Here is a 25549-nt window from a genome sequence, read left to right as displayed (position 1 = left end):
CGCGTCGACCGACGCTGGACGAACAACGCGCCCGGCCTCAGGCCGCGTTGGCTACCGGCGGATTCTCCATCGCGTCACCGGCTTCGGGCGCCGCACTGGCCAGCACACGCGCGAGCGGACCGAGCGTCGCCACGTCGTCCGCCGTCTGCTCGCGCAGGGCCTGCATCAAGCGCTCGGACAGGCCCCACTCGCGGGCGACGGCGCATCCCAGTCGCGGCGACCAGCGGTGCAGCACCCTGGCCATCGCGGCCGCATCGGGCACGCGCCCCGCCGATCCTGCCGCCGCATCGCGCAGCACCTGCACCACGACGATGGCGCCCAGGCCCTGCAGCAGCGCCAGCAGTTGGGCGGCGAAGACCGCTTCGCGACCCGACGGACCGGCCAGCCGTGCCGCGACCAGCGCGGTGCGCTGGGTATGCTCCCAGACCAGTTCCGGCAGCCGCCCGAACACACCGCCTTCCACCCGCATCACCGGCTGCATCAGTGCCACCGCGACCAGATGACGCAGGCCATCCACGCCGACCATCGCCACCGCGCGGTCCAGGCTTTCCACTGCCAGCGTGTCGCGCCGGTAGAGCGCACTGTTGGCCAGCTTCAGCAGGTTGGCCGCCAGCGCCGGATCGCGCGCGATGATGCCGGCGATGTCGCGGCCCGAGGTGTCGTCATCGTTCAGCGCCCCCAGCAGTTGTGGCAACAGTTGTGGTCGCCGCGGCAGCCGCTGCGGATCATCGGCGAAGCGCGCCAGCGCGCCGCGGGCCGTCGCGAGCACCGCTCGACTGTCTTCCGGCGACAGGCACGCATCGGTATCCAGGTGCGCCAGCCGCAGCAGCGGCCCCGCCCAGTCGCGCGAAGGCGCCGCGTGCTCGGCCGCCACGACGCCGGTGATATCGGCGTGTGGCGCCATGGCCACGCTGGATATCGCGGCCTGGCGCCGTTCCCGCTTCCACCACCCGCTCATGATTGCCCGTAATGCCACGTGCGCACCTGCGATTGCATAGTCGACGACATCGTAGCGGCCGCGGTGCGCGCATCTTGAGTTCCGGTGCCGCAGTGTCCGACACGGCGAAGCTGAAACCCTGACACGAACAGACTGCCGTCGTGATCACGCATGCACGCGATTTTCGAATGGATGGCGTGGTCTCCCTTTCGCCTTTCGCATCACGCTCATGAAAATTTCACTAACGCTTCGCGCGGGAACGACATGCATGAATGCTTCACTCGCGCGGTCACACGATGTTGATGTGCGATGGGGGAAGTTGTCTCCCAAGGGCGCAACACGCCCTCTCCATCCCACGACAGGAGTTCATGATGAACACGCAGAAGAAGATCCAGCACAGCCTCAACGATCTGATCGAGATCGCCCGCGACGGCCACAGCTTCTACACCGAGGCCGCCGGCAAGGTGAAGGACCAGGAGCTGGCGGCGCTCTTCACGCGCATCGCCGGCGTCAAGCAGGACATCGTCGCGCGTCTGAGCGCCGTGGTGGCGTCCACCGGCGGTTCACCGGCCGAGCACGGCACCATGGTGGGCAGCATGCAGCAGTTCTACGGCAAGGTGCGCGCAACGCTGGGCGACACGACCTACGGTTACGTCGCCGAGCTGGAAGAGTCGGAAGACCGCCTGCTGAAGGCGTTCAACGAAACGATCAGCGATGAAGACACGCCGGCCACCGCCCGCGCCGAAGCCCAGGCCCTGCTGCCCAGCGTCCGCGAGTGCCACAACGTGATGCGCGACCGCAAGCAGGTGCTCAAGCGCGCCAGCTGAGCCACGCCCGCCACGCGGTAACGACGAAGCCCCGCCACGTGCGGGGCTTCTTCCTGAAGGGGCGACTAAAACGCATCTGCCGAGAACCCGGACGTGTATCCCACGCAGCGCGCGCCGATCAACGCAGCTGGCTGTCCTTGCTGCCGCGGCGGTTGTACAGGCCGGCGCCCTGTTCCTCGTGGTCGGCCGCTTCCTGGCAGCTCACGCACAGGCGCACGCCCGGCACGGCCTGCTGGCGTGCGACCGGAATCGGCTTCCCGCACTCTTCGCAGTGGGTCAGGCTCGGTCCCTTCGGCAGCGCGCGACGCGCACGCTCGATACCGTCCTTGACGGTCGCATCGATCTGGTCCTGCACGGCGCCATCGCCGGCCCATCCGGTTGCCATGGTCGTCTCCTCGCACGCACGGGCGCCCGGCCAGCTTACGCCGCCACCGGCACCACGGGTTCACGAAACGAAATGGGGCCGATGGCGCCTCGATTCAACGGTGCGCCAGCGCGTAGTCGATCGCCGCCACCACCGCGGCCACCTGCGCATCGTTGCACTGTTGCGGCGTGGCCTTCGGGCTGTCCGGATACACCTCGGTGATGGTGGTGTAGCGCGCGTCGGTGATGCCGGTGCACAGGCCGAGCGATTTGACCGGGTATTCGATGACGCCTTCGGCGACCACCGGCGAGCCGATGATCTCGCCGTTGGCGTCGGCCGGCGCGATGTGGGTGACCGTGGCCACCGCGGCGATCACCGCACGCTGGAAGTCCGGCTGACGCCGTTCGCTGTCGTCCACCAGATAGAAACCGTCCGGAATCTCGCCCGGCTCGTACGGCTTGCCATCGCGCGCGGCCAGCGCCGGACGGAATTCGGTCTCGTCGCTGTCGGTGGTCTCGTGCAGATCGATATGCATCAGCACGCGGTCCTTGATCGGGGCGACCAAGGCGATCAGCGCGGCGGACTCCTGTGCGGGACTGTCGGCGCGGAAGGAGCGGTTCGGGTCCAGCGCATCGGCGTTCCAGCGATGGATGCGTTCGTAGCCCCACGGGCTGACGCAGGGCACCACCAGCAGGTTGGCCTTGCCGGCATGGTCGCCCGCGCGTTGCTCAAGGAACTGCAGCGCGCCGTGCACGCCGCTGGTCTCGTAGCCGTGCACGCCGCCGGTCACCAGCATCGTGGGCAGTGCGTCATTCCAGTCGCGGCTGCGCACGGCGTACAGCGGATAGGTTTCGCCGGGGCCGTAGTCCAGCAGGCCGTACTGCTCCACGTCGAAACGCGCGCGCAGGCCCTCGATCGCGACGCCGACATCGTCCACGTAGCGGCGCCGCACGCGCTGCTGCGCGCGCCACTGCGACTTTTCGGCCGCGCCCCAGGGCTGGCCGGGGGTGCCGATGGGATGGAAACGGTCGAATGGGGTCATGGCGAAGGCAGCGCAACCGGCGGGGGCCGCACTATACCAGCGGCCTTCCGTGGCGCCTGCGCACTGTCCAGCGTGCGCCATCGGGGCGAAAATGCGGGCCTTCCCGAACCGCGACCTTACGATGCCCCACTACACCGGCCCCCTGCTGACCCGCGACGCCGCCGCGGCGCTGCTCGCCGCGCGCGACCGCGGCCAGGGCACATGGAGCGGATCGCTCGACCTGGGCCGCTCGCAGGGCGAGGCACGACTGGGTGCCGACCGCTGGCAGTGGCGGGACATCGACTACCCCTACCCCGGCAAGCTCAAGGACCGCACGCTGTACTGGTGGGATGGCGAGGACTTCGCGCCGGTGTCGCGCTACCGGGGTTCGCTGATCAAGCTGGTGCCCACCGCATGGGGCGCACCCACGTTCGAGATCGACGGCATCAAGATGCTGCCGACCTCGAAGGAATCCCCGCTGGACGACGCGCGCCGCAAGGTCGCGCTGGTCGAGCCGCGCGGCAAGACCGTGCTGGATACCTGCGGCGGGCTGGGCTACTTCGCGGCCTGCGGCCTCGACGCCGGCGCCGCGCGCATCGTTTCGTTCGAGAAGAACGAAGACGTGCTGTGGCTGCGCACGCTGAACCCCTGGTCGCCCGATCCGGAAGCCGCCGACGCCGGCGGCCGGCTGCAGCTGACCCATGCCGACGTGTCGCAGGCCATCGCGCAAGTACCGGATGCATCGATGGATGCCCTGCTGCACGATCCGCCGCGCTTCGGCATCGCCGGCGAACTGTATTCGCAGGTCTTCTACGACCAGCTCGCGCGCGTACTGCGCCGCGGCGGCACCCTGTTCCACTACACCGGCAACCCCAACAAGCTGACCAGCGGCCGCGACGTGCCCGGCGAAGTGGCGAAACGGCTGGAGAAGGCCGGCTTCAAGGCACAGCGCGCACTGGATGGCGTGACCGGCGTGCGCCGCTGACGGCGCGTCGTCCATGCCGCGAGCACGCCTCCTGGCCGTGCCGCACCGCGCATTCGGGCCTACGCGGCGACCCGCCTGGCCCCCTCAAGCCCTTGAAATCCGGGGCTCCGGTGCCCGCCCCTGCCCGCGCGCGGCGTATGCGGGCTATCGTGTACCCCTGCGCATCGCGCCCGCGATCCGCCCCACCCTCTTTCCTGGATACCCCCCTGCCCCATGCCCAAGCCCAACTATTCCTTTGAAAAGCGCCAGCGCGAACTGGCCAAGAAGAAGAAGAAAGACGAGAAAGACGCCAAGAAGCGCGCCGAGCGCGACGCTGCCCGCCCCGACGGCGGCCCCGAGGCGGACGAAAGCGGGTCCGACGCCGCACCGGAATGAGTGACGGGGCGGTCCCCGCCACCCAGGTCTGGGTGGATGCCGATGCCTGCCCGGGGCCGGTGAAGGAGATCCTGTTCCGCGCCGCCGAGCGCGCCCGGGTCCAGGTCACGCTGGTGGCCAACCAGTGGCTGCGTACGCCGCCATCGCGCTTCATCCGCGCGCTGCAGGTCCAGGGCGGCTACGACGTGGCCGACGATGCCATCGTCGAACGGGCGCAGGCCGGCGACCTGGTCGTCACCCAGGACATCCCGCTGGCGGCACGCGTGCTGGCCAACGGCGCGCAGGCGATCAACCCGCGCGGCGACCGTTTCACCCCCGACAACATCGCCGAACGCCTGTCCATGCGGAACTTCATGGACGAGTTGCGCGGCGCCGGCGTGCAGACCGGCGGACCGGCGGTGTTCAACGCGCGCGACCGCCAGGCCTTCGCCAACCAGCTGGACCGCTGGCTGGCCGCGAGGAGCTGATTGCCGTGCCCGACCTGGAACTGCGCGCCCCGCTGCACCTGCTGCTGCACGTCATCGTGCCGCTTGCGGTGGCGCGGCTGTGCTGGCCGAAGGACTGGAAGCGCGCCGCGCTGTGGATGCTGGCGGCCTGGGTGATCGACCTGGACCACCTGCTCGCCGACCCGGTCTACGCCCCCGGCCGCTGCAGCATCGGCTTCCATCCCCTGCACACCTGGCCCGCCATCGCCGTCTACGCCGGCCTGACCCTGCCCCGGAAGACCCGCTGGTTCGGCATCGGCCTGCTGATCCACATCGTGCTGGACGGCATCGACTGCCTGTTGATGTAGCGCCGACCGCCCAATCTGACCCGCGCGTTCAGTTCCACGGGCCTGCGGCGGGCGGGGATCGGGCCAGGGGCGTACCATGTCGCCGCTGCTTTCTCTCCTGCGTCCCGTCCGACCGCCGACAACGTCGCCCGCTGCGCTTTCCTCCATGCGTCCCGACCCCACGGGGTGGACGTCTCACCGGGAGCGCTCCATGCCTCGCTACCCCTTGCCTGTCCTTCCCCGCCCCGGCGTTCCGCCTCGCGGTGGCTGGCTGCGCCCGGCATCGCGACCATGAACGCCGTGGCCGTCCCGCTGTGCGAGCGCTGCGATGCCGTGTGCTGCCGGCTGACCGTGGTCCTGCAGCCGGAAGACCGGGTGCCCGAGCACCTGACCTCCTACACCGACGCCGGCCTGCACGTGATGGCGCGCGATGAGGAAGGCTGGTGCGTGGCGATCGACGCGGCGCGCATGTGCTGCTCGATCTACGAGACCCGCCCCGACATCTGCCGCCGCTTCGTCATGGCCGGCCCCTACTGCCGCGACGTGCGTGCCGAGTATCTCGATCGCACATCGCGCGGCATTCCGCTCACCCTCTACTGAAGGAACTTCCATGGCCCGTCCCCGCAAGAACGCCTCAGCCGACGCCCCCACCGACAGCGCCCAGGGCGCCAGCCGCGTGTTCGCCCGTCGCCCCGCGAGCCCGCGTGGCGCACTGACCAGCGACACCATCGCCGCCGACATGGACGCGTTCCGTCGCGCGGGCGGCACCATCGAGATCATGGGAACGACGAACACCCTACTGAAGATAGGACAGGTGAGCGCTGCGTCGTCCTCGCCGGCGAAGGCCGACAAGAGCCCGGCCAAGGCGCGGCGCTGACCGGGGCATCGGCGCGGCGGGGCGTTGCTTGCGGCATGGCGGAGGTCACCCCCGCCCGCCCCGGCCACAAGCCGCGATAGACGGGTTCAGCCCGCGAACACCGGCTCCAGCATCCGGAACGTGCCCGCGTCCGCATCCATCTCCACCTTGCCGCCGACCGGCACGATGAACTGCTGGCGGATGTGGCCGATCATCGCGCCGCGGTAGGTCGGCACCTTCAGCGGCAGGAAGTAGTCGTCGAAGATCTGCGGCAGCGTCAGCGAGCCGTAGCCGCCGCCGGGATCGCACTCGGTGCATTCGCCGAAGATGATGCCCTTGACCTTGTCCAGCGCACCCATCAGGCGCAACGTGCTGAGCATGCGGTCGATGCGGTACGGCGCTTCGGACACGTCTTCCAGGAACAGGATCTTGCCGCTGAAGTCCGGCAGGTACGGCGAACCCGCCAGCGCCACCAGCACCGACAGGTTGCCGCCCACCAGCTCGCCCTGCGCCTTGCCACCGGTGATCGTCACGGTGCGGTTCTTGCGTTGCACCAGTTCATCGCCCTTGTCGGCGCTGTTGGCGTACTGCATCTGCTCGCGCTGGAAGAACACGCGGCGGAACTGGTCGGCGTTGAAGCTGTTCCAGCTGCCGATGCCGATGGGGCCATGGAAGCTGACCAGCCCCGCCTGCGACAGCAGCGCGTTGTGCAGGGCGGTGATGTCGGAATAGCCCAGCAGGATCTTCGGGTTGCGGCGGATCATGCCGTAGTCGAGCAGCGGCAGCAGGCGCGCCGCACCGGAACCGCCCCGCGCACAGATGATCGCCTTCACCTCGCGGTCGGCGAACATCGCGTTGAGATCACCGGCACGTTCGGCATCGGTGCCGGCCAGATGGCCGCGACGCGCGGCCAGATGCGGCGCCACCTTGACCTTCAGGCCCAGTGCTTCCATGGCCTCGCGAGCTAGCTGCAGGTCGAGCGGCTCGTCGGTGGCGGCGGACGGACTGACCAGCGCCACGGTGTCGCCGGGCTTCAGCGCCGGCGGCAGCAGGCGCGCGCGCGACGGCGCTGCCGAGGCGGTGGAACCGACCGCGAACGGTACGGTGGATGCAGCGGCCATCAGGGCCGCACTGCCAAGGAAATGTCGCCTGTTCATGCCACCTCGATTGGACATCGCATGGATCGGGCCTTCATCGTACCCGCTGCGGGTGCGGCGGACACGCATCATCATGCGCCTTGCCACTGGCCCACCATCACTGCCTTTGTCGTAGAGCTGTGGTATCCATCGGCACTGCAAGGAGCGAACCCCATGGCCAGGATCCAGCGACCGTTCTATCCCATCATCTACGTCCGCGGTTACGCGATGACCCGCGACGAGGTGATCCAGACCACCTCCACGCCATACATGGGCTTCGAGGCCGGCTCCACCAAGATCCGCCAGGCGCAGGACGGGCGCATCGTGAAGTTCGTGTTCGAATCGCCGCTGGTACGGCTGATGAAGGACTACGACTACCGCGACACCTATGCGGCCGGCGCCGAGAACGCCGGCAAGCTATCGCCGCGCAGCATCGTGATCCACCGCTACTACGATGCTGCCGATCCCGCCTTCGGCGACGGCAAGGCACTGTCCATCCCCGACGCCGCCAAGGCGTTGGCCGCGCGCATCACCGATCTGCGCGACCGCGTCTGCGGCAACAGCGAAGCCGACCGCAAGGCCTTCCGCGTCTACCTGGTGGCGCATTCGATGGGCGGGCTGATCTGCCGCTGCCTGCTGCAGAACCCGGACATCGCCAGCGCCGAGGTACGCGGGCTGGTGGACAAGGTGTTCACCTACGCCACTCCGCACAACGGCATCGAGATGGGCGGCATCAACGTGCCCAGCCTGCTGTCGATCAACGACATGGACAATTTCAACCGCGGCGTGATGGCCAAGTACCTCAAGGTGCCGAAGGACAAGGTCAATACGCTCGGCGATTCCGGCTTCCCGCCCGAGCGCTTCTTCAGCCTGGTCGGTACCAACAGCCGCGACTACGCGGTGGCGCACGGCCTGTCGTCCATGGCGGCCGGGCAGATGAGCGACGGGCTGGTGCGGATCGAGAACGCCTACGTGGCGAACAGCCCGCGCGCCTTCGTCAACCGCAGCCACAGCGGCTTCTTCGGCATCGTCAATTCCGAAGAGGGCTACCAGAACCTCTCGCGCTTCCTGTTCGGCGACCTCAGCGCCACCGCCCGGCTGGACATCAGCGCGCTGCCGTTCCCGCCGGAGATCGAACAGGCACGCAAGCGCGGCAAGAAGATCGCCTCGTCGTACTACATCGAGACCACGGTGGCGCCACGCGGCGCCTACACCTACGACCTGACCTCGCGCACCAAGGCGCACGAGAGCGCGGTGCGCCGCGAATATGCCGAACTGTTTGGCCCGGACGGTACGCTCATCCGCAATGCGCGTGCGCCGGTGCTGTTCTCGGTCTACCTGGACAGCTCGAAGATCACCGCCGGCAGCGAAGTGTCCTTCTCGATCGACCTGGCGGTGTCCACCGCCGGTTACGAAGTCGACGGCGCCCTGTTCCTCAAGCAGCACATCCCGGGCGAGTACCTGTTCCGCGACACCCTGGTGCTGTTCGCCAGGCGCGACGACGCCGGCCGCTGGGCCCTGCGCTACGTATGGGCGGACGAACACTGGGCGACCGGTCCGAAGAACGCGGCCGAGGTCGCGCGCATCGGCCGCAAGGCGGTTGGCGCGAAGCAGGCCACGCCCATGCTGTTCGCCGTGCCGGTGGTGTCGAACAAGGGATTCCAGGCCCAGCTGAGCATCGCGCTGGCGCCCTGGGCCTAGCCGCGTCGCGTCCGCCGGGCTCCGGCGCGGACGGATGCTCCCTCGCCTGTCGATTTCCGGCCCTGCCGGTCGTCGTGGAAGAGCGGCGGACGCATCGATCCGCCAGGAAGCATGACATGCGCCGACTCATCGTGGCCGCCATGACCAGCGTCGACGGCGTCATCCAGGCGCCAGGCGGCCCCGGCGAAGACCGCAGCGGCGGCTTCGCGCACGGCGGCTGGGTGTGGCCGTATGAGGGCGACGACGCGGCGATGGACGGGCTGTTCACGCGGCCGTTCGCGTTGCTGCTGGGGCGCCGCACCTACGACATCTTCGCCGGCTACTGGCCGCAGGTGCCGAGCGATGCGCCGCACGGCGGCATCGCCGACGCGTTCAACGGCGCCACCAAATACGTCGCCACCCACCGTCCCGAGACGCTGGCGTGGCAGCACAGCCATGCGCTGGGCGCCGACATCGTCTCGGCCGTGCGCGCGCTGAAACAGCGCGAGGGGCCCGACCTGGTCACCCAGGGCAGCAGCGAGCTGGTGCACCAACTGCTCGCCACCGAGCTGGTGGACGAACTGCGCCTGCTGGTCTATCCCCTGCTGCTCGGCCGCGGCAAGCGACTGTTCGACGACGGCACCCAGCCGGCGGCGTTCCGGCTGGCCGCCACGCGCACCACGCCGGCCGGCGTGGTGATCAGCCGCTATCTGCGCGACGGCGAGGTGCGCAGCGGCTCCTCCGCGCACGACTGAGGCCGACGCTTCGCCTTTTCCTCCCGGGCGCGACGCGCGCCTTCCCATCTCCCCTCCACCCGACAACGAGCACACCATGACCCCGAAGAACACGATCTGCCTCTGGTACAACCACGACGCCGAAGAAGCCGCCCACTTCTACGCGAAGACCTTCCCCGACAGCGCGGTGAAGGCCGTGCACCGCGCCCCGTCCGACTATCCCTCCGGCAAGGAAGGCGACGTGCTGACGGTGGAGTTCACCGTCTGCGGCATTCCCTGCATCGGCCTCAACGGCGGCGAGGCGTTCACGCACAGCGAAGCCTTCTCGTTCCAGATCGCCACCGACGACCAGGCGGAGACCGACCGCCTGTGGAATGCCATCGTCGGCCACGGCGGCCGCGAGAGCGCCTGCGGCTGGTGCAAGGACACGTGGGGCCTGAACTGGCAGATCACCCCGCGCGTGCTGACCGACGCCATGGCCAACCCGGACCGCGCGGTGGCCAAACGCGCGTTCGAGGCGATGATGACGATGCAGAAGATCGACGTGGCGAAGATCGAGGCCGCGGTGCGCGGCTGAGCCGCGGCAGGGCCCGGGCGTCAGCGCCGGCAGGTGTTGACGCCCAGCAGCCGGTACAGCGGACAGACGTTGAACAGGCCGGTGGCCAGCGGCACCACGCCGAGCCAGGCCCACCACGGGCCACCGATCAGCGCCCAGCCGATCAGCAACGCGCCGACCACCACGCGCACCCATTTGTCAAAGCCGCCCACGTTCGCGTTCATCGCACCACCTCCTGACAGGAGTCCCCAGCGTCGCGCGGACCGCGGGCGTGCGCATTGATCCCGATCAACCGGCTGTCGCGGCGCCCCGCAGTTCCAGGTGCGCGGCCAGCGCCCGCCGCACGCGCTCGGCGTAATCCTGCGAGCCATAGCGGCCGGCATCGAACACACCGCCCGCGCCGGCGATCGCCGCCAGGCCGGAGACGGTCGGCCTCGGCACGATCACCACCTGCCACGGCGCGTCGTCGTGGTCGGCATCCTCGCTGCGGCGCACCTCCACCGCCGCCACGTTGGCCGCACTCAGCCGCGTGGTGGTGTGCCTGCCCCATTCGCGCCGCTCCACCCATACCTGCCCCGGCGGATACGTCCACACGTCGCCCCAGCCGGACAGGCCCGCACGCACGAACTGCACGCCCACGTAGCCGGCGCCGCCGATGATCGCCGCGAACACCGGCGTGGCGATGTTCAGCGGCCACAGCCCGCGCCCCAGCTCCCACAGCGGCATGACCACGGCGAACGCACCCGCCGCCACGCAGCCCGCGCGCACCGGCCACGGGAACTCGCGGCGCACCAGCGGCAGGTCGGTATCGAAGGCGTCGGCATCGGGCATGGCGCCATGCTAGCCAAGGCCGGGCGCGGGCGGCAGAGCGAGGTGACCAATGGCAGGTCGACGGCATGACCTCTGCGCCATGAAGCCGTCGTATCGCTCTGTATACTCGGTCACACTTGGCGGGTGCCCCTACCCGTCGTGAATCACGGAGCGATGTCATGGGTCTTGTACAGGCGGTGGTGGGTGCGGTCGGTGGCGTGCTGGGCGACCAGTGGAAGGACTTCTACACGGTGCCGCAGGGCCTGCCGTCGACGGCGGCGCTGTTCGCCGCGGTGCCGCAGGGCACCAACGCCGGGCGCGGTTCCAACACCAGCGGCTCGGCCAACATCATCACCAACGGCTCGAAGATCGTCGTGCCCGAAGGCTACGGCCTGCTGCTGATGCAGGACGGCGCGATCACCGCGTTCGTCGCCGAACCGGGCGGCTACGAGTGGCGCTCGGACGACCTCAACTCCAAGTCGATCTTCGCCGGCGACGGCATCGTCTCCACCTTCATCACCCAGAGCTGGGAGCGCTTCAAGTTCGGCGGCCAGCCGGGCTCGCAGCAGGCGGCGTTCTTCGTCTCGCTGAAGGAACTGCCGGACAACCGCTTCGGCACCCAGTCCGAGATCTACTGGGACGACGGCTTCCTCAACACCCAGGTCGGCGCGGTCACGCGCGGCTCCTACACGCTGAAGATCGTCGACCCCATCCTGTTCGTGAAGAACTTCGTGCCGGCCAGCTACCTGCAGCCGGGCAAGGTGTTCGACTTCACCGACCTGGACAACGCCGCCGCCACCCAGTTGTTCAACGAAGTGGTCGGCTCGCTGGCGCCGGCCTTCAGCCTGTACACCAACGATCCGTCCAAGGGCAACCGCATCACCAAGCTGCAGCAGGATTCGCTGGGCTTCGCGCAGAGCCTGTCGGCCGCGGTCGAACAGGGGTACCAGTGGAGCTCCGACCGCGGCCTGGCCATCGTCAAGACCGCCATCGTCTCCATCGAGTACGACGCCAACACGCGTGAGCTGCTGAAGACCGTGCAGCGCGCCGATGCGCTGTCCGGTGCGCGCGGCAATTCCAACCTGCAGGCCAGCGTGGCCCAGGGCATCCAGTCCGCCGGCGAGACCGGCGGCGCGGCCGGCCTGATGGGCGTGGGCATGGCCAGCGGCATGATGGGCATCGGCAACATGCAGCAACCGGTCGCGCCCGCCGCCCCGGCGGCGGACGATCCGGTGGCCAAGCTGAAGAAGGCCAAGGAAATGCTCGACCTCGGCCTGATCACCCAGTCCGACTACGACGCGCTGAAGGCGAAGGCCCTGGGCCTGTAAAGCGGACGCACGCATGTCCACCCCCCACCGTCCGGCGCCACCGCCGTTGCCGCCGGTCCCTCCTGCGCCGGGCCCAGGCTCGCCGCAGGAGGTGCCACCGCTGCCCGGGACCTTCCCGGTCGATCCCGCCACCCTGCCCGACGCGATCCGTGAGGAGATCGAGGCGCCCGATCCGGTCGCCCTCGACACCGCCGCGGCCGAGCTGAAGGACGGCCTGAACCGCTGCCCGAAGTGCGGCGCCACCGACATCCGCCACAAGCCCGGCAGCGACGTGCTGGTCTGCCTGTACTGCCGCAACGAATGGGTGGGCGCGCGGGTCGAGGAGGCCTTCGGCCTGGGCGAAGGGCTGGACCAGTTGCGCGGCACCGTCATCGCCAGCGGCGCGCGCGCCATCGACGCCGATGTCGCCAGCCTGATGACCTTCAAGTGCACCGGCTGCGGCGCCGAGGTGATGGTCAACACCGAAAGCACCATGACCGCCCGCTGCCACTGGTGCCGCCACGTGTTCGGCGTCAACGAGCAGATCGCCAACGGCGCCGTGCCCGACGCGGTGCTGCCGTTCCACATCCGCAAGGACGATGCGGTGGCGCGCATCCGCCAGTTCGTCGACAAGCGCCGCCTGTTCGCGCTGAAGGCGTTCAAGGACGAGTTCTCGCCGGAGAACGTGGTGGGCGTGTACCTGCCGTACATGATCGTCGACGGCAACGCCAGCGCCGAGGTCGCCGGCAAGGGCGAGATCCTCACCCGCACCTACACGCGCGGCACCGACAAGAACAAGAAGACCTATTACGACGCCGACGTCTACCACGTCGAGCGCGCGGTCGACTTCACCGTCGACGACCTGCCGCTGGAATCCTCGCTCGAGCGCGGCAACCTGGACGTCAAGGTCAACACGCAGAACATCATCAACACCATCCTGCCGTTCGACACCAAGAACGCGGTGAAGTGGAACGCCTCCTACCTGGCCGGCTTCACCTCCGAGAAGCGCGACACCGACGTCGAACAGCTGCGCCCGCGGCTGGAAGACCAGCTGCTGTCGATCGCCCGCGCGCAGGTGGAAAGCTCCGCGCGCCGCTACGACCGCGGCGTGCGCTGGGAACAGGAACGCCTGGACGTGCACGGCACCCGCTGGGTCTCGATGTACCTGCCGGTCTGGCTGTATTCGTACCACCAGCCCGGCAAGAACGGCGGCCTGCTGCACTACATCGCCGTCAACGGCCGCACCGGCGAAACGATGGGCAGCGTGCCCGTGCAGCAGTGGAAACTGCTGCTCACCGCGCTGACCGTGGGCACCTTCCTGGAGGGCATCGCCCTCTGGATCATCTGGGCAGGCGCATGAGCGACGACAACGGCCTATGGCTGCTGGCACTGGGCCCCACCGGCGCCGCCGCGCTGTACTGGGCCATCTACCGCTACTACCGCAACACCGACAAGTCGCACGCCTTCGAGCGCGAGACCGACGTGGTGGCCAAGCCGGTGACCGGCAGCGACCGCAAGATCGACGAGGTCAAGGGCACCCAGCGCACCCGCATCGACGGCGACAACCTGCGCGCCTACCGCCAGCGCGTGCAAAGCATCCGTAGCGACGACGGCTGAGCGGCTGTCCCCCTTTCCCCGCAAGCGGGGAGAAGGAAAAAAGAGGCACATCGGCCGTTCCCTTCTCCCCGTAAAACGGGGAGAAGGTGCCGAAGGCGGATGAGGGGCGCTTTGCCATCCGCGCTCGCAGACACCTGAGAGCACTTCTCCACCCGTGTTCACCCATCGCCCGGACACATCGTGCGCGATGACACACCGCGCCCGCCCCTCATCCGCCCTCCGGGCACCTTCTCCCCGCAGGCGGGGAGAAGGAAAGAGGAAGCACCCCGGCCGCTCCCTTCTCCCCGTAGAACAGGGAGAAGGAGAAAAGGAAGCGCCCTGGCCGTTCCCTTCTCCCCGTAAAACGGGGAGAAGGTGCCGAAGGCGGATGAGGGGCGCTCTACCATCCGCTCACGCGATACACGACCGCACTCGCAGACACCTGAGAGCAACTCTCCGCCCGTACTCACCCATCGCCCGGACACACCCCGCGCGATGACACGCCGCGCCAGCCCCTCATCCGCCCTCCGGGAACCTTCTCCCCGCAGGCGGGGAGAAGGAAAAAGCCGCACCCCGGCCGTCCCCTTCTCCCCGTTGCACGGGGAGAAGGTGCCGAAGGCGGATGAGGGGCGCTTTGCCATCCGCGCACGCAATACACGACCGCGCTCGCAGACACCTGAGAGCAACTCTCCGCCCGTCCTCACCCATCGCCCCGACGCGCCGCGCGCGATGACACCCCGCGCCAGCCCCTCATCCGCCCTCCGGGCACCTTCTCCCCGCAGGCGGGGAGAAGGAAAAAGCCGCGCCCTGGCCGTTCCCTTCTCCCCGTAAAACGGGGAGAAGGTGCCGAAGGCGGATGAGGGGCGCTTTGCCATCCGCGCACGCAATACGCGACCGCACTCGCAGACACCTGAGAGCACTTCTCCACCCGTGCTCACCCATCGCCCGGACACATCGCGCGCGATGACACACCGCGCCAACCCCTCATCCGCCCTCCGGGCACTTTCTCCCCGCAGGCGGGGAGAAGGACAAAGCCGCGCCCCGGCCGTTCCCTTCTCCCCGCAAGCGGGGAGAAGGAAGAAGCCGCACGGCATCCACATACCCCGGCCCTCATCCCGGGTGCGCTTCGCGTACCCGGGCTACGAGACTCCGCACACCGCCTCCCTCACGCTTCCCGCCCCCCGCCGCTGCACGCCGCGCCCGGTTCGGGCACACTGCGCGCCCAACGCGCATTTCCGCCGCGCGCCCGCTCCCACAAGGATTCCGTGAAGACCCCTGCCAGCCTGCTGATGCTGATCGACGAAGGCGTCATCGACGAGGTGCTGCGTCCGCTGAAGAGCGGCAAGGAAGCAGCCGTCTACGTGGTGCGCTCCGGCGACGACGTGCGCTGCGCCAAGGTCTACAAGGACATGGCGCAGCGCAGTTTCCAGAAGCGCGCGCAGTACCAGGAAGGCCGCAAGTCGCGCGGCAGCCGCGAGGCGCGCGCGGTCGCCACCGGCAGCCGCTACGGCCGCAAGCAGCAGGAAGCCGAGTGGAAGAACGCCGAGGTCGACGCGCTGTACCAACTGCGTGAGGCCGGCGTGCGCGTGCCGGAGCCGTACGGCTTCTTCCATGGCGTGCTGGTGATGGAACTGGTCACCGACGCCGAGGGCTTCTCCGCGCCCCGTCTGGGCGAGGTGGAACTGACGCCCGAACAGGCCCGCGACTATCACGCCATCCTGGTACGGCAGGTCGTGCGCATGCTGTGTTGCGGCCTGATCCACGGCGACCTGTCGGCCTACAACGTGCTGGTCGGCCCCGACGGCCCGGTGGTGATCGACTTCCCGCAGGTGGTCAGCGCCGCCGGCAACAACGCCGCGCGCACCATGCTGCTGCGCGACGTCAACAACCTCACCGCCACGCTCGGCCGCTGGGCGCCGGAACTGCTCGACACCTGGTACGGCGAAGAAATGTGGGTGCTGTTCGAGGCCGGCACGCTGTTGCCCGACACCCCGCTGACCGGCCAGTTCACCCCCGACGAACGCAGCGTCGACCTCGACGGCGTGCGTGATGCGATCAACGACGCCCGCGAACTGGCGCTGATCCGCCAGCAGGGCCGCGAGGCGCAGGACGAGGATTGACGGCGGGCCGCCGGCCGCGCGAGGGCGTTATGCCTGCCCGGCCGCCACCGCATCGGCCAGTCGCGGGAACAACGGCTGGAAGCCCAGTTCATCGCGGATGCGCCGCGTGTCCATCACCGCCGCAAAGGCCTGTGCGCGTTCGGGATCGCTGCCATCCGGCGGTGCATGACCGACCGAGGCGAACAGCGTGGCAAGGTCGGGCGCATCGTCATCAGCCACGTTGTAGATGCGATGCGCCGGCGACGGCGCCGCGAGCAGGCGACTCACCGCCTGCGCCACATCCGCATGGTGGCCGATGGACATGCGCTGAGCCGGCGGGAAGGTGCGCATGAACGGCACCACGTCCGCGATATGCGGGTCGCCATCGCCGTAGACGAACGGCAGGCGCAGGATGCGCACGTCCAGGCCGTCGATATCCAGCAGCATGCGCTCGGCGGCGAGCTTGCTCTGCGGGTACGCATCCCGCGGCGCGCAGGCATCGTCCTCATGCGCGGGGACACCGCCGTTCGGTCCATAGACCAGGCCGGTGCTGGTGAAGACGAATCGCCCCACCCCGGCATCGCGCGCGGCCTGCGCCAGATGCTGCGTGCCCAGGTTGTTCACCGCATGCGCTTCTTCCGGCGTGGCGCCGCGGAAGAACGCCGCGCAATGCACCACCGCCTCCACGCCCTGCACCGCCGCCGGCAGTGACGCCGGCTGCATCAGGTCGCCGACGACGAGCTCGATGCCGTGATCGGACAATCCGGTTGCACGCGCGGCATCGCGCACCAGGGCACGCACGGCGTGTCCCTGCTGCACCAGCCGCTGGGCGAGTCTGCTTCCCACTTTTCCGGTCGCGCCGGTGATCAGAATGTTCATGCAGCCCACGATAGGCGGCGCCGCCTGCCGCGCATTGGAAAAAACGGCCATCGCAGTCCCGGTTTGCCGCATGCCCGGCGCGGCGCTCACAATGGCCACATGTCTCCCCTCCTCTCCCGCGCCTCCGTGTTTGCCCCCGCGGCCACCCTGGCGCCGATCATGGCGATGACGTTGAGCGAGTACCCGCGCGACCGGCAGCGCGTCGCCATTCCACAGGTGGAAGCGCAGATCGTCGTGCGCTTCGGCCCGACCCTGCCCGACGGCGTCGACGTGCATGCGATGGGACCGCGCACGCAGGTGCAACGCAAGTTCATCCGCGGCGGACAACGCGCCGTGCTCGCGCGCCTGCGCCCCGGCACTTACGAAGCGGCGCTGGGCATCTCCGCCGCCGAACTGCAGGGCACGCCCGTGCCGCTGGACGCGTTATGGGGCCATGCGCCGGTCCATCGCCTGCGCGAACAGTTGGCGGCTGCCACCGATACCCAGGCCGCCAGCGCGCTGCTGGAAGCGGCGGTCTCTGCGCGCGTGTCACGGCAGACCGCGGCAGCGGTCGCGCCGGCCTTCCTGCATGCCGCACTGGAACGACTGCAGATCCACAACGTCGGCCAGGTGGCGCGCGACCTGGCCGTCAGCGAACGCCACCTCCGCCGCGTACTGCGCGATACGCTGGGGCTCGGCCCGAAGACCTATGCGCGCCTGCAGCGCTTCGCGCACGCGGTGCGTCTCGCGCAGTCCGCACCCGACGCCAACTGGTCCGCCATCGCCGCCGACACCGGCTACTACGACCAGGCCCACCTGATCGCCGACTTCCACGCCATCGCCAGCCGCACCCCGCGCGCACTGCTGACCGAGTTGCGCGAAGCCGATGGCGACACCCCGTAGCCCGGTTAGAGCGCAGCGAAAACCGGGACCTCGCCCGTCGACGCATCACCATGACCGGGTGTTCGCGCATCCCCGGGTTTCGCCTGCGGGTCTACCCGGGCTACGGCCGACTTTCGCAGCATCGGATTCCCGCACGCCCGTAGCCCGGTTAGAGCGCAGCGAAAACCGGGGATCTCGCCCGTCGACGCATCATCATGACCGGGTGTTCGCGCACCCCCGGGTTTCGCCTTCGGCTCTACCCGGGCTACGGCCTCGCGCCTGTGGGACACCGCCAAGGGATCATCCTCACGGATGGCCGGACAGGCAGTCCTCCATCCACGGTTCTGCCAGCAGCGCGTTGCGCTGGTCGTCGGCCATCGGCACGGCCTGGTAGTAGGCGAAGCAGGAGCGGTCCGCACGCGTCGAGTCGGAAAGCTTGCCATCACAGATGCGCAGCGGTTTGTCGATGGTCTGCCAGCCGTCTTCACATTCGGTATCGGACTCGACGCTCTGACGACCGCACACGTGCGTGCGCCGCGCCTTCGTGGACGAGTCCGCGTGCGCGACGATCCTGCCTGAGTACTCTTTTCCGGAAGCGAAATGAAACCAGGTGCCGCAGATGCGGCTGCCACGTTGCAGCAGCACGTAGCGGCTGCATTCCCCGGATACGGTGGTGCCTGGGCACGCCTCCCATTCGCCCGCGAACGTGCCGCTTGCGGCAGCTGAGGAAGGGGACGCTTCGCTGCCCGCCTCCCCGGTGCGCAGTCCCGTGCATGCCACCAGACCGAACAGCGCCACCATCGTCCATCTACGCATCCAGAATCCCTCCCGACCGGCGTCGTCCGATGCTACGACGCGACTCCCTCACCTACAACCGCATGCATTCACGGTCGCGATGAACCGCTTCAGATTGATGATGATGACAACGTGTGCTGACGCGCGTTGCTGCATGCGTTTACCACGGTGAATGTTGCTCCCTCGCGAACACAACACACGCATGAGCACTTCCCTTCTCCCCGTGCAACGGGGAGAAGGTGCCGAAGGCGGATGAGGGGCGCTGTTCCGTCCGCGCATGCGAGGCTTCCCACACACCATGACGACGAATGCATCACGGTCGCACCCTGCACGATGCATCATCGCGCTCGCCCCTCATCCGCCCTCCGGGCACCTTCTCCCCGCACGCGGGGAGAAGGGAAAAACTTGCCTCAGCGCCCGAACAGCTTGCTCGCATTCCCGCTGCGGATCTTCGTCTTCTCTTCTTCGCTCAGGTCCAGGCGGTCGAGCGCTTTGGCGGTGACGTCCAGGCCGATCTGCGGGTAGTCCGAGCCGAGCAGGACGTGGTCGAGGCCGACGTTGCGCAGGGTCCAGAGGAATTCTTCTTCCACCGGGGAATCGGCCACCACCAGCACGGTGGCGGAGATGTCGAAGTAGAGGTTCTCGAAGCCGAAGCCGTCGGCGGTGCGCGCCAGGGCGAGGATGTTCCAGAAGCGGAAGTTCAGGCCGCCGATGTGGGCGAGGATGAAGGTTGTCTTCGGCACGCGCACCACCAGGTTGAACAGCTTCTCGCTGTCGCCGGGCAGGATGTTGGCGTTGTCCATCAGCACGGTGACGCCGAGTTCGCCGGCGCGGCGCGCGAGCGCTTCCACGCGCGGGTCGGCCACGTCGAAGCCCTGGGTGTGGGCGTGGATCTTCAGCACCTTCACCCCGGCGGCGGCCACGCGGGCCAGTTCGGCCAGGGCGGCGTCGCCGTCGTAGGGGTGGACGGTGGCGATGGGCAGCACGTCGGGATGGGCCTTCGCCAGCGCAATCACGCGGTCGTTGCCGGCGCGGATCTTCGCCAGGTCACCCTGCCGGGCCTGGTGCGGGCCGCCGAACCACATCACGCCGATGCCGGACAGCTCCAGACCGGCGGCGCGGACCTTGTCGCGGTATTCGCGCAGCGAGGTTTCGCCGTCGCGCAGGTGGACGTGGACGTCGAACACGGGATCGGCGGCGAGGGCCACCGGGGATATCAGGCAAAGCGACAGGACCAGCGCGCGCAGCATGCGTCGTCTCACAACAAGGGGATGTGTGCATGGTGCCACGCCCCGCCCCGACGGATGGCGCTTGACACATTTCGATGTTTAGCTAACTATCGCACCATGAGCCAGGTCTTCCGCGCCCTTTCCGATCCCACCCGCCGCCAGGTGCTGCAGTTGCTGCGCCAGGGGCCGCTGAGCGCGGGTGAGCTGAGCGATCAGTTCGACGTGTCCAAGCCGACCATGTCGGCGCACTTCGCGGTGTTGAAGGAGGCCGACCTGGTGCATGCGGAAAAGGTCGGCAAGTCGGTGATCTACCACCTGAAGCTGTCGGTGCTGGAAGACGCGCTGCTCGGCTTCGTCCACTCCTTCGGTGCGGGCAGTGCCGCGCCGAAGTCCAAGAAAGGAGCTGCGAAATGAACAAAGAAGTGATGTCCAGCCTGGCCTGGGGAATCGGCATCGTGGTGCTGGCGCTGTGCGCCACGTTCGCCCGCTCACGCGGTTACATCGACGGCGAGATGGTCGACCGCATCGTCATGGGGGCGATCGGCCTGATGGTGGCGTGGTTCGGCAATCAGATGCCCAAGCGCTTCGTGCCCAGTGCGCGGGCGCGGCAGGCGCAGCGCGTAGCCGGGTGGTCGATGGCGCTCAGCGGGCTGGTGTATGCGGGGTTCTGGATCGCGGCGCCGAAGGACGTGGCGGTGGTCGGCGGTTCGCTGGCGATCCTGCTGGGCATCGGGGTGACGGTGGCCTATTGCCTGTCGCTGCGGAACAAGGCGCGGGTGTCGGGCGCCTGAGGCGGGTGCCGGCGGGGGTTTTCCCGCCTGGCGCGCGGGGGGTCCGGGCGCCGTTGGATCGTTTCGGGTCAGCGTTGGATGTTTTTGATGCAACGTTCGATCGTTTCGATGGAACGTTGGGTCTTGGTGTTAGAAGAACCGATGTTTTCGATCCAACGTTGGATGTTTTTGATGGAACGTTGGGTCTTGGTGTTAGATGAGCCGATGGTTTCGATGCAACGTTGGATCTTTTTGATCCAACGCTGGATGTTTTTGATCCAACGCTGCATGTTTTTGATGCAACGTCGGGTCTTAGTGTTAGAAGACAACGCCGGGAAACAGGCGACGATGCGTCTTCTGTGAGAAGCGCCGGCGGCGGGCCGAGGCCCGCCCTACGTGGCCGACCGTGGGGGCAGCGAGAACGTCGGCCCCGGGTGCGCCGCGCTTACCCGGGCTACGGGGGGACGCAAGCGCCGACGGCCCTGCCCCGTTACGGCGGCGGTGCGCTCAGCGGCAGATGAAGAAGCAGCCCAGCATCGACTTGTCCAGGCTCACCTGCAGGGCTTCGCCGTCCTTGAGGTGCACGGTCTTGGAGAAGGTGGTGTTCTTCTTCACGTCCTCGAACCAGTAGGCGACCTGGTCGTTGGAGCCGATGTGCTGGTTGCCGACAAACACGTCGGTGCGGCCGGTTACTTCGCTGCGGGTCACGGTCTCTTTGTAGGAGAAGTCGGCGATCAGCAGGTACTCGCCGGGCGGCAGCCGGGTGAAGCGGAAGCTGCCCTGGTCGTCCAGGATGGTGGCGAACATGAAGTGTTTGGCGATGCGCTCGGGGATCCGGTCCGGCATCTTCTGGCTCTGCTTGACCGTCTCGAACCACTGCTTGAACTCGTCGCTCATGTGGATCAGCCCCACCCGCTGGCTGCCCTTCGGCGGGTACTGCTTCTTGGCCAGCAGCGCGCCCTTGTAGAAGGCGGTGCCGGCGATGGTGCCGGTGCCTACCAGCCGGATTTCGGCGGTGGCCTCGGCCAGGCTCTTGCCGCCGGTGTAGGGCTTGCCGGCCAGGCAGTCGAGCATGGCGCTGCGCGCCTGGTCCAGGCCGTCGTAGGACAGTGCGAACACGTCCACGCCGTCCACCCGCGCGGTCATGCCGGTTTCTTTGGGGCGCATGGAGGCCATGGTCTGCTTCAGGTCGCCGACCGGGATCATCACGAAGCCGCCGCCCTTGGCGTCGCTGGCCGGCATCAGCGCGCCGCGCAGGGTGGCGGGCGGCAAGCCATCCTGTTGTACCTGCACGCTGACTTCCTGCGCGGCCGGGGGTGCGGCGATGCGGGGGCCGTGCAGCAGGAGGGCGCCACTGGGCGTCTTGGCGCTGGGGCCGATCAGGGCCAGTTGCGACTGGTCTTTCTTGGCGGCGGTGAAGCGGGCGACGCAGCCTTTGCCGGGCGTGCCTTCGGGCTGTTGCAGGAACCAGGCGCCGTCGGTGTTGCGGGTGATGAGGCGGCCTTCGTCGTCGGCGGCGTGTGCCGGGGCGGTGAAGCCGAGGGTGGCGGCCAGCAGGGTGAGCAGTGCGGGGGTCACGCGGCGAGGCGTCATCACGGGCGTCCGATGTCCAGGTGCGTGGGATTGTGACGGGTCGGCGTAAGGTTCACGAGTGACGTTGGTCCCGTGTTGGAGGGCGTTGGTCACCGCATCCTTCGCTGCGATCAATCATGAAATCCTTTGTGCGAGCTCAAGCCCGCCATCGCGCACACCCGGCGTCAACGCTCCCCCATCCCATCCAATGCAATCGGCTCACACGCCCAATCAACACGCGACACCAATTTCCGGTATCGAACGACCCTTAGTGTTGATAAGAAGGACCCTGCGACGGTAGGGCGGAGAAGTCCGCCTCACGAGTTGGACCACACTAATCCCGCGCTTCTCGAAAACTAGTTTTGTAGCCAACGCTGAATTGCGATTCGCGCCAGCGCCCGCATCTTCTGCCGCCAATAGAGATCTCTCTCGGCAGAAGAATTTAATGGAAATGAGAATGGAACCAACACCTTCTGGTGTTGCCCGCGCCTACCATGTGCGATCTCATTCCTTCTGGAATAGAGTTTGGCAGTCAAATCATCTACAGAAGCAACATCGAGAATCGACGCCGCCAAGGACTCATCCAACATTGCTTGATCAACTATCTGACCGAGCACCTGACGAAGCGCGAACGTATCTTCGATCCTGGCAATAGAGCGTACTTCACGAAGTAGAGATGTCGCGTCCAGCTTCCCGTCCTTTCTCCACTCATTCAACTTCGACTCAATAACTAAGTCAAAACACGCCTCAAGGACGCGGTAGTAGTAGAGAAACGCGACCAGAGGCTCGCTCTCCTCAGCTCGATTGAAGAATGCAACAGCCCAAGGATGAGTCGTAGAAAACGAAGTATCAAGAATATGAGGGTCGTCAGAAGCATCTTCGAGACTCTCACCCAGCACATGCTGCGAAGTCAACGATACATACTCAAAAGAAGCATCCGGAAACCAGTCCCTCAAAGAGTACAGACACACCTCTGCAATATCTGCGGCACTATCCAAATCCACACCTTTGATGACGAGCGTCGTTAGCGCCGTCGGATCAGGCAACGTGGAATTTACTTCAGCGGAAGGCAGTGCGACTAGACGCTGAAAGAAGAAAGAAGCATGGGCAATAGTAGCCTCAACCCCGTCAGCAAACTGTATCTTGTATCGCTCGTTACCCGGCGCAAGAATCGGAGGAACTCGATCACACTTAATTGCAATCTCAGAAACTCCCTTCATCAACAAACCACGATCCTGGATTAGTTTAATCCTATTCTTTTGGGCGAAATCATTAGCATGCTGATAACTGCTCACCTCATGAATTCCAACCAAAAATCCATGCGAGGCGGAAACATCAAGCTTTAGCCTTTGGTCGCTCAAAAGAAACTTACTGTCATCGACTCGCTTCAATGACCACCAAGAATTAGCATCCGGCGCGCGCCCAAAAAGCCGCTCCGCGACCTCATCAGCGCCAAGTCCATTTAGATCCTCAGGATTCATTTTTCAGGCTTCGACAAAATATCCGCCCAATCACTCAGGGACGAATCGCGCCTACGAAGAAATGATTGACGAATTGAACTGTAGCGCGCCTTGCGCTCTTTCTCGGGAAAATTTGCGATTCTCTTTACGGCCCAATCCACAACAGCGTCCCTGCCGGCCTTTCTAACAAGCGAATCCGGAATTTCACCGACGATTCCATCTAAGAAATTAAGAAGATCAGTTTTCGTGGGCAAGAACGAAGTATCGGAAATAATTGCTCGAATCTCGCGAGAGTAGATTTCCCACGCGCGATCAGAAGCGGGCTCAGAAAAACTCTGCACCGCGTCACTCCTCCTCTTCGCAGCGAGGAAAACTCCCCTTATTCGATACGCCTCTTCACGCCCATAAAACTCTTCGACAAAGCTCAAGAAGTCCGCCCGGGAAACCCCGGCAAGCTTTCTTATTAGCAGAAGAATTTCCGCCCCTAGAATTTCGTATTGTTCGTCCACAGCATTACCTTGATTTTGATATGAACTCTTCAACTACCGCAGCCATTTCTTGAGCGTATTTACTTCTCGGCTCCGATCGAAAAACTGGCAACGACTGACGAGAACTCCACGCATATTTCGTTGAAGCTGAAATATGACTTTTGAAAACCGGATAACCTAAATTGACCGCAGTCTTATTCAGGTCATCCATACTCTCTCTAGTCATATTAAGCTGCTCATTCACCATCGTATATATAACCCCTATTGACTTAAGGGATTTCGGAAGATATTCCGCCCTCCTAGCTATCTTCTGCTCGTACAGGCCCTTCAATACTTGATCCAGAAGCGGGATACCAATAGTGGATAAAAATTCTGGCTTAACCGGAACCACGAAACTCTGGGAAGCCTCAAAAGCCGCCATAAGCATTCGAGACACGGTTGGTGGACAGTCGATAAGCACGTAGTCGTAGTTCTCACCTACCTGCTCAATGAACCAGCGAACTTGATCATTCATATGACCATGTCCTTCTTGGAACCCGATAAGACTTAACTCCAGCTTGGACGCAAGAAGGTCCAAGCTGCCGTCGCGGCCGGTGTAGACACGTTGAATGAACTGCGACGGATCAGCCAACGGCTTCCGGCTCAATGCCAGATCACCTTCTCGAGACTCCGTATACACATCGACGATCGTCTTCTTCGTAGCACCTGCACCCAGATAGATGCTGCGATACGACTGCTGCGAGATCAGGTACTGCGTGGCGTTTGCTTGCGGGTCAAGATCAATGAGAAGGACGCGAAGATTGTGGAAGAATGCAAGCCCATACGCCAAGTTGACACAAAGAGTTGTCTTGCCCACTCCACCCTTGAGATTTATCAATGAAACGACATGTGGATAGTGCACAGCGTGGCCCCTACCTGAAATAGCGAAAATTATGCTGGAGCGAACCTGCCGCAGCTAGCCAGACGTCACACACTCATCCTACAACGCCGAAACGAGGCACCCAGACTGAGGCTTCTGAATGGAGAGTAAGAGACCGCTACAGTTGGTCTCGAGTCTGTGCTAAAGGCCAACTCTACTAGATGCTGAACGCCAATACCGGCACTTGAGCATCAACTCTTTGCAACGTAGCCGCCTTGCACCTCAACGGGTAAGGTCACCGCAAACTTTTTTTGAACATCACCATGAAATCCGCCTCCCCCGACGCCCTCACCCCACATGAGTGACGCGCCAAGCCGCACACGCGCGGCGTCGCTGAGTCCGCTGGACAGGGAAGACCTCCACATCAAACGGCACGAGCGCAGCATCGCCTCGCTGGTGAGCCTGCTGGTGCACGTCCTGTTCCTGGCCGCCCTGTTGTACTCCTCCAGGATCACCCTGTCCCAGCCCGAGAGCAGCAGCGCCGGCGGCGCGCGCGTGAAGGTCGACTTCCTGGGCGACCC

The 25549-nt window shown here is 66.2% G+C and carries 31 protein-coding genes and 1 pseudogene; 19 read left to right on the top strand and 13 right to left on the bottom strand.

The annotated features are described in order from the left end of the window. Nucleotides 1-37: 37 nt before the first annotated feature. Complete coding sequence (locus tag MMG85_RS15285) at nt 38-904, bottom strand: HDOD domain-containing protein (RefSeq protein ID WP_241046809.1); 867 nt, start codon at nt 902-904, stop codon at nt 38-40. A gap of 404 nt (nt 905-1308) precedes the next feature. Here MMG85_RS15285 and MMG85_RS15280 point away from each other — a divergent pair, with 404 nt between their 5' ends. Next, nucleotides 1309-1764: a PA2169 family four-helix-bundle protein gene (locus MMG85_RS15280; protein ID WP_241046808.1), complete on the top strand. Its 456-nt coding sequence runs from the start codon at nt 1309-1311 to the stop codon at nt 1762-1764. Between the two features lie 118 nt (nt 1765-1882). On the opposite strand, the gene MMG85_RS15275 is transcribed toward MMG85_RS15280, so the two are convergent. Continuing rightward, nucleotides 1883-2149, bottom strand: a complete 267-nt coding sequence (locus tag MMG85_RS15275; RefSeq protein WP_241046807.1) for a DksA/TraR family C4-type zinc finger protein — start codon at nt 2147-2149, stop codon at nt 1883-1885. Between the two features lie 94 nt (nt 2150-2243). Continuing rightward, the gene (locus MMG85_RS15270) at nt 2244-3170 is read right to left on the bottom strand and encodes a M14 family metallocarboxypeptidase (RefSeq protein ID WP_241046806.1); all 927 of its coding nucleotides are present in this window, start codon (nt 3168-3170) and stop codon (nt 2244-2246) included. A 121-nt stretch (nt 3171-3291) separates the two neighbouring features. On the opposite strand from MMG85_RS15270, the gene MMG85_RS15265 reads away from it, so the two are divergent. The 6 genes from MMG85_RS15265 (at nt 3292) to MMG85_RS15240 (ending at nt 6158) form a co-directional block, all read left to right on the top strand. Next, nucleotides 3292-4134: an MnmC family methyltransferase gene (locus MMG85_RS15265; protein ID WP_241046805.1), complete on the top strand. Its 843-nt coding sequence runs from the start codon at nt 3292-3294 to the stop codon at nt 4132-4134. A 213-nt stretch (nt 4135-4347) separates the two neighbouring features. Next, nucleotides 4348-4509, top strand: coding sequence for a hypothetical protein (locus MMG85_RS15260; RefSeq protein ID WP_200947400.1), 162 nt, complete (start codon nt 4348-4350; stop codon nt 4507-4509). After that, the gene (locus MMG85_RS15255) at nt 4506-4976 is read left to right on the top strand and encodes a YaiI/YqxD family protein (protein WP_241046804.1); all 471 of its coding nucleotides are present in this window, start codon (nt 4506-4508) and stop codon (nt 4974-4976) included. Before MMG85_RS15260 ends, MMG85_RS15255 begins: the two co-directional genes overlap by 4 nt. 14 nt (nt 4977-4990) lie before the next feature. Beyond that, nucleotides 4991-5302 (top strand): DUF6122 family protein, encoded by a 312-nt coding sequence (locus MMG85_RS15250; protein ID WP_345778860.1) that lies wholly within the window; start codon nt 4991-4993, stop codon nt 5300-5302. 270 nt (nt 5303-5572) lie between these two features. After that, the gene (locus tag MMG85_RS15245) at nt 5573-5881 is read left to right on the top strand and encodes a YkgJ family cysteine cluster protein (protein WP_241046802.1); all 309 of its coding nucleotides are present in this window, start codon (nt 5573-5575) and stop codon (nt 5879-5881) included. Nucleotides 5882-5891: 10 nt separating this feature from the next. Then, nucleotides 5892-6158: a hypothetical protein gene (locus MMG85_RS15240; RefSeq protein ID WP_241046801.1), complete on the top strand. Its 267-nt coding sequence runs from the start codon at nt 5892-5894 to the stop codon at nt 6156-6158. Between the two features lie 86 nt (nt 6159-6244). Here the strand turns inward: MMG85_RS15240 and MMG85_RS15235 are convergent, their stop codons facing one another. Further along, nucleotides 6245-7294 carry an LD-carboxypeptidase gene (locus tag MMG85_RS15235; RefSeq protein ID WP_241046800.1) on the bottom strand — a complete coding sequence of 350 codons (1050 nt, stop codon included), beginning with the start codon at nt 7292-7294 and terminating at the stop codon, nt 6245-6247. 153 nt (nt 7295-7447) lie between these two features. Here MMG85_RS15235 and MMG85_RS15230 point away from each other — a divergent pair, with 153 nt between their 5' ends. The 3 genes from MMG85_RS15230 (at nt 7448) to MMG85_RS15220 (ending at nt 10264) form a co-directional block, all read left to right on the top strand. After that, a complete protein-coding gene (locus MMG85_RS15230) occupies nt 7448-8974 on the top strand; it encodes a hypothetical protein (protein ID WP_241046799.1) in 1527 nt (508 codons plus the stop codon). A gap of 116 nt (nt 8975-9090) precedes the next feature. Then, nucleotides 9091-9708 (top strand): dihydrofolate reductase family protein, encoded by a 618-nt coding sequence (locus MMG85_RS15225; protein WP_241046798.1) that lies wholly within the window; start codon nt 9091-9093, stop codon nt 9706-9708. A gap of 76 nt (nt 9709-9784) precedes the next feature. Continuing rightward, nucleotides 9785-10264, top strand: a complete 480-nt coding sequence (locus tag MMG85_RS15220; RefSeq protein ID WP_241046797.1) for a VOC family protein — start codon at nt 9785-9787, stop codon at nt 10262-10264. A 20-nt stretch (nt 10265-10284) separates the two neighbouring features. On the opposite strand, the gene MMG85_RS15215 is transcribed toward MMG85_RS15220, so the two are convergent. Both MMG85_RS15215 and MMG85_RS15210 read right to left on the bottom strand, forming a co-directional pair. Further along, nucleotides 10285-10467 (bottom strand): DUF2892 domain-containing protein, encoded by a 183-nt coding sequence (locus MMG85_RS15215; RefSeq protein ID WP_241046796.1) that lies wholly within the window; start codon nt 10465-10467, stop codon nt 10285-10287. A gap of 64 nt (nt 10468-10531) precedes the next feature. Continuing rightward, on the bottom strand, nt 10532-11074 hold the full coding sequence (locus tag MMG85_RS15210; RefSeq protein ID WP_241046795.1) for a hypothetical protein: 543 nt from the start codon (nt 11072-11074) through the stop codon (nt 10532-10534). Nucleotides 11075-11232: 158 nt separating this feature from the next. Here MMG85_RS15210 and MMG85_RS15205 point away from each other — a divergent pair, with 158 nt between their 5' ends. The 4 genes from MMG85_RS15205 (at nt 11233) to MMG85_RS15190 (ending at nt 16076) form a co-directional block, all read left to right on the top strand. After that, complete coding sequence (locus MMG85_RS15205; protein ID WP_241046794.1) at nt 11233-12381, top strand: SPFH domain-containing protein; 1149 nt, start codon at nt 11233-11235, stop codon at nt 12379-12381. A 13-nt stretch (nt 12382-12394) separates the two neighbouring features. Then, on the top strand, nt 12395-13720 hold the full coding sequence (locus MMG85_RS15200) for a TFIIB-type zinc ribbon-containing protein (protein WP_241046793.1): 1326 nt from the start codon (nt 12395-12397) through the stop codon (nt 13718-13720). Then, nucleotides 13717-13977 carry a hypothetical protein gene (locus MMG85_RS15195; protein ID WP_241046792.1) on the top strand — a complete coding sequence of 87 codons (261 nt, stop codon included), beginning with the start codon at nt 13717-13719 and terminating at the stop codon, nt 13975-13977. The genes MMG85_RS15200 and MMG85_RS15195 overlap by 4 nt, the downstream gene beginning before the upstream one ends. 1244 nt (nt 13978-15221) lie before the next feature. After that, nucleotides 15222-16076 carry a PA4780 family RIO1-like protein kinase gene (locus MMG85_RS15190; protein WP_241046791.1) on the top strand — a complete coding sequence of 285 codons (855 nt, stop codon included), beginning with the start codon at nt 15222-15224 and terminating at the stop codon, nt 16074-16076. A gap of 27 nt (nt 16077-16103) precedes the next feature. Here the strand turns inward: MMG85_RS15190 and MMG85_RS15185 are convergent, their stop codons facing one another. Next, nucleotides 16104-16934 (bottom strand): NAD-dependent epimerase/dehydratase family protein, encoded by an 831-nt coding sequence (locus MMG85_RS15185; RefSeq protein WP_241046790.1) that lies wholly within the window; start codon nt 16932-16934, stop codon nt 16104-16106. 99 nt (nt 16935-17033) lie between these two features. Here MMG85_RS15185 and MMG85_RS15180 point away from each other — a divergent pair, with 99 nt between their 5' ends. After that, the gene (locus MMG85_RS15180; protein ID WP_241046789.1) at nt 17034-17816 is read left to right on the top strand and encodes a helix-turn-helix domain-containing protein; all 783 of its coding nucleotides are present in this window, start codon (nt 17034-17036) and stop codon (nt 17814-17816) included. Between the two features lie 285 nt (nt 17817-18101). On the opposite strand, the gene MMG85_RS15175 is transcribed toward MMG85_RS15180, so the two are convergent. After that, nucleotides 18102-18596, bottom strand: coding sequence for a hypothetical protein (locus MMG85_RS15175; protein WP_241046788.1), 495 nt, complete (start codon nt 18594-18596; stop codon nt 18102-18104). Nucleotides 18597-19000: 404 nt separating this feature from the next. After that, nucleotides 19001-19840 carry an amidohydrolase family protein gene (locus MMG85_RS15170; RefSeq protein WP_241046787.1) on the bottom strand — a complete coding sequence of 280 codons (840 nt, stop codon included), beginning with the start codon at nt 19838-19840 and terminating at the stop codon, nt 19001-19003. Between the two features lie 96 nt (nt 19841-19936). On the opposite strand from MMG85_RS15170, the gene MMG85_RS15165 reads away from it, so the two are divergent. The 3 genes from MMG85_RS15165 (at nt 19937) to MMG85_RS15155 (ending at nt 20952) form a co-directional block, all read left to right on the top strand. Continuing rightward, nucleotides 19937-20233: an autorepressor SdpR family transcription factor gene (locus tag MMG85_RS15165; protein ID WP_241046786.1), complete on the top strand. Its 297-nt coding sequence runs from the start codon at nt 19937-19939 to the stop codon at nt 20231-20233. Next, a complete protein-coding gene (locus MMG85_RS15160; RefSeq protein WP_241046785.1) occupies nt 20230-20610 on the top strand; it encodes a hypothetical protein in 381 nt (126 codons plus the stop codon). The genes MMG85_RS15165 and MMG85_RS15160 overlap by 4 nt, the downstream gene beginning before the upstream one ends. An 87-nt stretch (nt 20611-20697) precedes the next feature. Beyond that, nucleotides 20698-20952 (top strand): hypothetical protein, encoded by a 255-nt coding sequence (locus tag MMG85_RS15155; RefSeq protein WP_241046784.1) that lies wholly within the window; start codon nt 20698-20700, stop codon nt 20950-20952. Between the two features lie 144 nt (nt 20953-21096). On the opposite strand, the gene MMG85_RS15150 is transcribed toward MMG85_RS15155, so the two are convergent. The 4 genes from MMG85_RS15150 to MMG85_RS15135 form a co-directional block, all read right to left on the bottom strand. After that, the gene (locus tag MMG85_RS15150) at nt 21097-22182 is read right to left on the bottom strand and encodes a carboxypeptidase-like regulatory domain-containing protein (protein ID WP_241046783.1); all 1086 of its coding nucleotides are present in this window, start codon (nt 22180-22182) and stop codon (nt 21097-21099) included. Between the two features lie 335 nt (nt 22183-22517). Further along, nucleotides 22518-23642, bottom strand: a complete 1125-nt coding sequence (locus tag MMG85_RS15145; RefSeq protein WP_241046782.1) for a hypothetical protein — start codon at nt 23640-23642, stop codon at nt 22518-22520. Beyond that, the gene (locus MMG85_RS15140; RefSeq protein WP_241046781.1) at nt 23639-24130 is read right to left on the bottom strand and encodes a hypothetical protein; all 492 of its coding nucleotides are present in this window, start codon (nt 24128-24130) and stop codon (nt 23639-23641) included. The genes MMG85_RS15145 and MMG85_RS15140 overlap by 4 nt, the downstream gene beginning before the upstream one ends. 4 nt (nt 24131-24134) lie before the next feature. Then, nucleotides 24135-25010: a ParA family protein gene (locus MMG85_RS15135; RefSeq protein WP_345778859.1), complete on the bottom strand. Its 876-nt coding sequence runs from the start codon at nt 25008-25010 to the stop codon at nt 24135-24137. Between the two features lie 315 nt (nt 25011-25325). Between MMG85_RS15135 and MMG85_RS15130 the strand changes: the two are divergent. Continuing rightward, nucleotides 25326-25549 (top strand): annotated as a pseudogene (locus tag MMG85_RS15130) (hypothetical protein); the annotation flags it as partial.

It is taken from the genome of Pseudoxanthomonas sp. LH2527 (assembly GCF_022539275.1).
In the GTDB taxonomy this organism is placed as follows: Bacteria; Pseudomonadota; Gammaproteobacteria; order Xanthomonadales; family Xanthomonadaceae; genus Pseudoxanthomonas_A.
The sequence above is the reverse complement of the archived record's forward strand: the minus strand, read 5'-3'. Positions and strand labels throughout refer to the sequence as shown.

Bases quoted from the DNA above. Each gene is read 5' to 3' on its own strand.
- MMG85_RS15245 (WP_241046802.1), top strand. From the start codon at position 5,573: ATGAACGCCGTGGCCGTCCCGCTGTGCGAGCGCTGCGATGCCGTGTGC.
- MMG85_RS15265 (WP_241046805.1), top strand. From the start codon at position 3,292: ATGCCCCACTACACCGGCCCCCTGCTGACCCGCGACGCCGCCGCGGCG.
- MMG85_RS15165 (WP_241046786.1), top strand. From the start codon at position 19,937: ATGAGCCAGGTCTTCCGCGCCCTTTCCGATCCCACCCGCCGCCAGGTG.
- MMG85_RS15220 (WP_241046797.1), top strand. From the start codon at position 9,785: ATGACCCCGAAGAACACGATCTGCCTCTGGTACAACCACGACGCCGAA.
- MMG85_RS15215 (WP_241046796.1), bottom strand. From the start codon at position 10,467: ATGAACGCGAACGTGGGCGGCTTTGACAAATGGGTGCGCGTGGTGGTC.
- MMG85_RS15180 (WP_241046789.1), top strand. From the start codon at position 17,034: ATGTCTCCCCTCCTCTCCCGCGCCTCCGTGTTTGCCCCCGCGGCCACC.
- MMG85_RS15280 (WP_241046808.1), top strand. From the start codon at position 1,309: ATGAACACGCAGAAGAAGATCCAGCACAGCCTCAACGATCTGATCGAG.
- MMG85_RS15150 (WP_241046783.1), bottom strand. From the start codon at position 22,182: ATGACGCCTCGCCGCGTGACCCCCGCACTGCTCACCCTGCTGGCCGCC.
- MMG85_RS15240 (WP_241046801.1), top strand. From the start codon at position 5,892: ATGGCCCGTCCCCGCAAGAACGCCTCAGCCGACGCCCCCACCGACAGC.
- MMG85_RS15235 (WP_241046800.1), bottom strand. From the start codon at position 7,294: ATGAACAGGCGACATTTCCTTGGCAGTGCGGCCCTGATGGCCGCTGCA.
- MMG85_RS15225 (WP_241046798.1), top strand. From the start codon at position 9,091: ATGCGCCGACTCATCGTGGCCGCCATGACCAGCGTCGACGGCGTCATC.
- MMG85_RS15255 (WP_241046804.1), top strand. From the start codon at position 4,506: ATGAGTGACGGGGCGGTCCCCGCCACCCAGGTCTGGGTGGATGCCGAT.
- MMG85_RS15260 (WP_200947400.1), top strand. From the start codon at position 4,348: ATGCCCAAGCCCAACTATTCCTTTGAAAAGCGCCAGCGCGAACTGGCC.
- MMG85_RS15205 (WP_241046794.1), top strand. From the start codon at position 11,233: ATGGGTCTTGTACAGGCGGTGGTGGGTGCGGTCGGTGGCGTGCTGGGC.
- MMG85_RS15275 (WP_241046807.1), bottom strand. From the start codon at position 2,149: ATGGCAACCGGATGGGCCGGCGATGGCGCCGTGCAGGACCAGATCGAT.
- MMG85_RS15285 (WP_241046809.1), bottom strand. From the start codon at position 904: ATGGCGCCACACGCCGATATCACCGGCGTCGTGGCGGCCGAGCACGCG.
- MMG85_RS15160 (WP_241046785.1), top strand. From the start codon at position 20,230: ATGAACAAAGAAGTGATGTCCAGCCTGGCCTGGGGAATCGGCATCGTG.
- MMG85_RS15230 (WP_241046799.1), top strand. From the start codon at position 7,448: ATGGCCAGGATCCAGCGACCGTTCTATCCCATCATCTACGTCCGCGGT.
- MMG85_RS15200 (WP_241046793.1), top strand. From the start codon at position 12,395: ATGTCCACCCCCCACCGTCCGGCGCCACCGCCGTTGCCGCCGGTCCCT.
- MMG85_RS15270 (WP_241046806.1), bottom strand. From the start codon at position 3,170: ATGACCCCATTCGACCGTTTCCATCCCATCGGCACCCCCGGCCAGCCC.
- MMG85_RS15195 (WP_241046792.1), top strand. From the start codon at position 13,717: ATGAGCGACGACAACGGCCTATGGCTGCTGGCACTGGGCCCCACCGGC.
- MMG85_RS15185 (WP_241046790.1), bottom strand. From the start codon at position 16,934: ATGAACATTCTGATCACCGGCGCGACCGGAAAAGTGGGAAGCAGACTC.
- MMG85_RS15175 (WP_241046788.1), bottom strand. From the start codon at position 18,596: ATGGTGGCGCTGTTCGGTCTGGTGGCATGCACGGGACTGCGCACCGGG.
- MMG85_RS15210 (WP_241046795.1), bottom strand. From the start codon at position 11,074: ATGCCCGATGCCGACGCCTTCGATACCGACCTGCCGCTGGTGCGCCGC.
- MMG85_RS15145 (WP_241046782.1), bottom strand. From the start codon at position 23,642: ATGAATCCTGAGGATCTAAATGGACTTGGCGCTGATGAGGTCGCGGAG.
- MMG85_RS15155 (WP_241046784.1), top strand. From the start codon at position 20,698: ATGCAACGTTCGATCGTTTCGATGGAACGTTGGGTCTTGGTGTTAGAA.
- MMG85_RS15170 (WP_241046787.1), bottom strand. From the start codon at position 19,840: ATGCTGCGCGCGCTGGTCCTGTCGCTTTGCCTGATATCCCCGGTGGCC.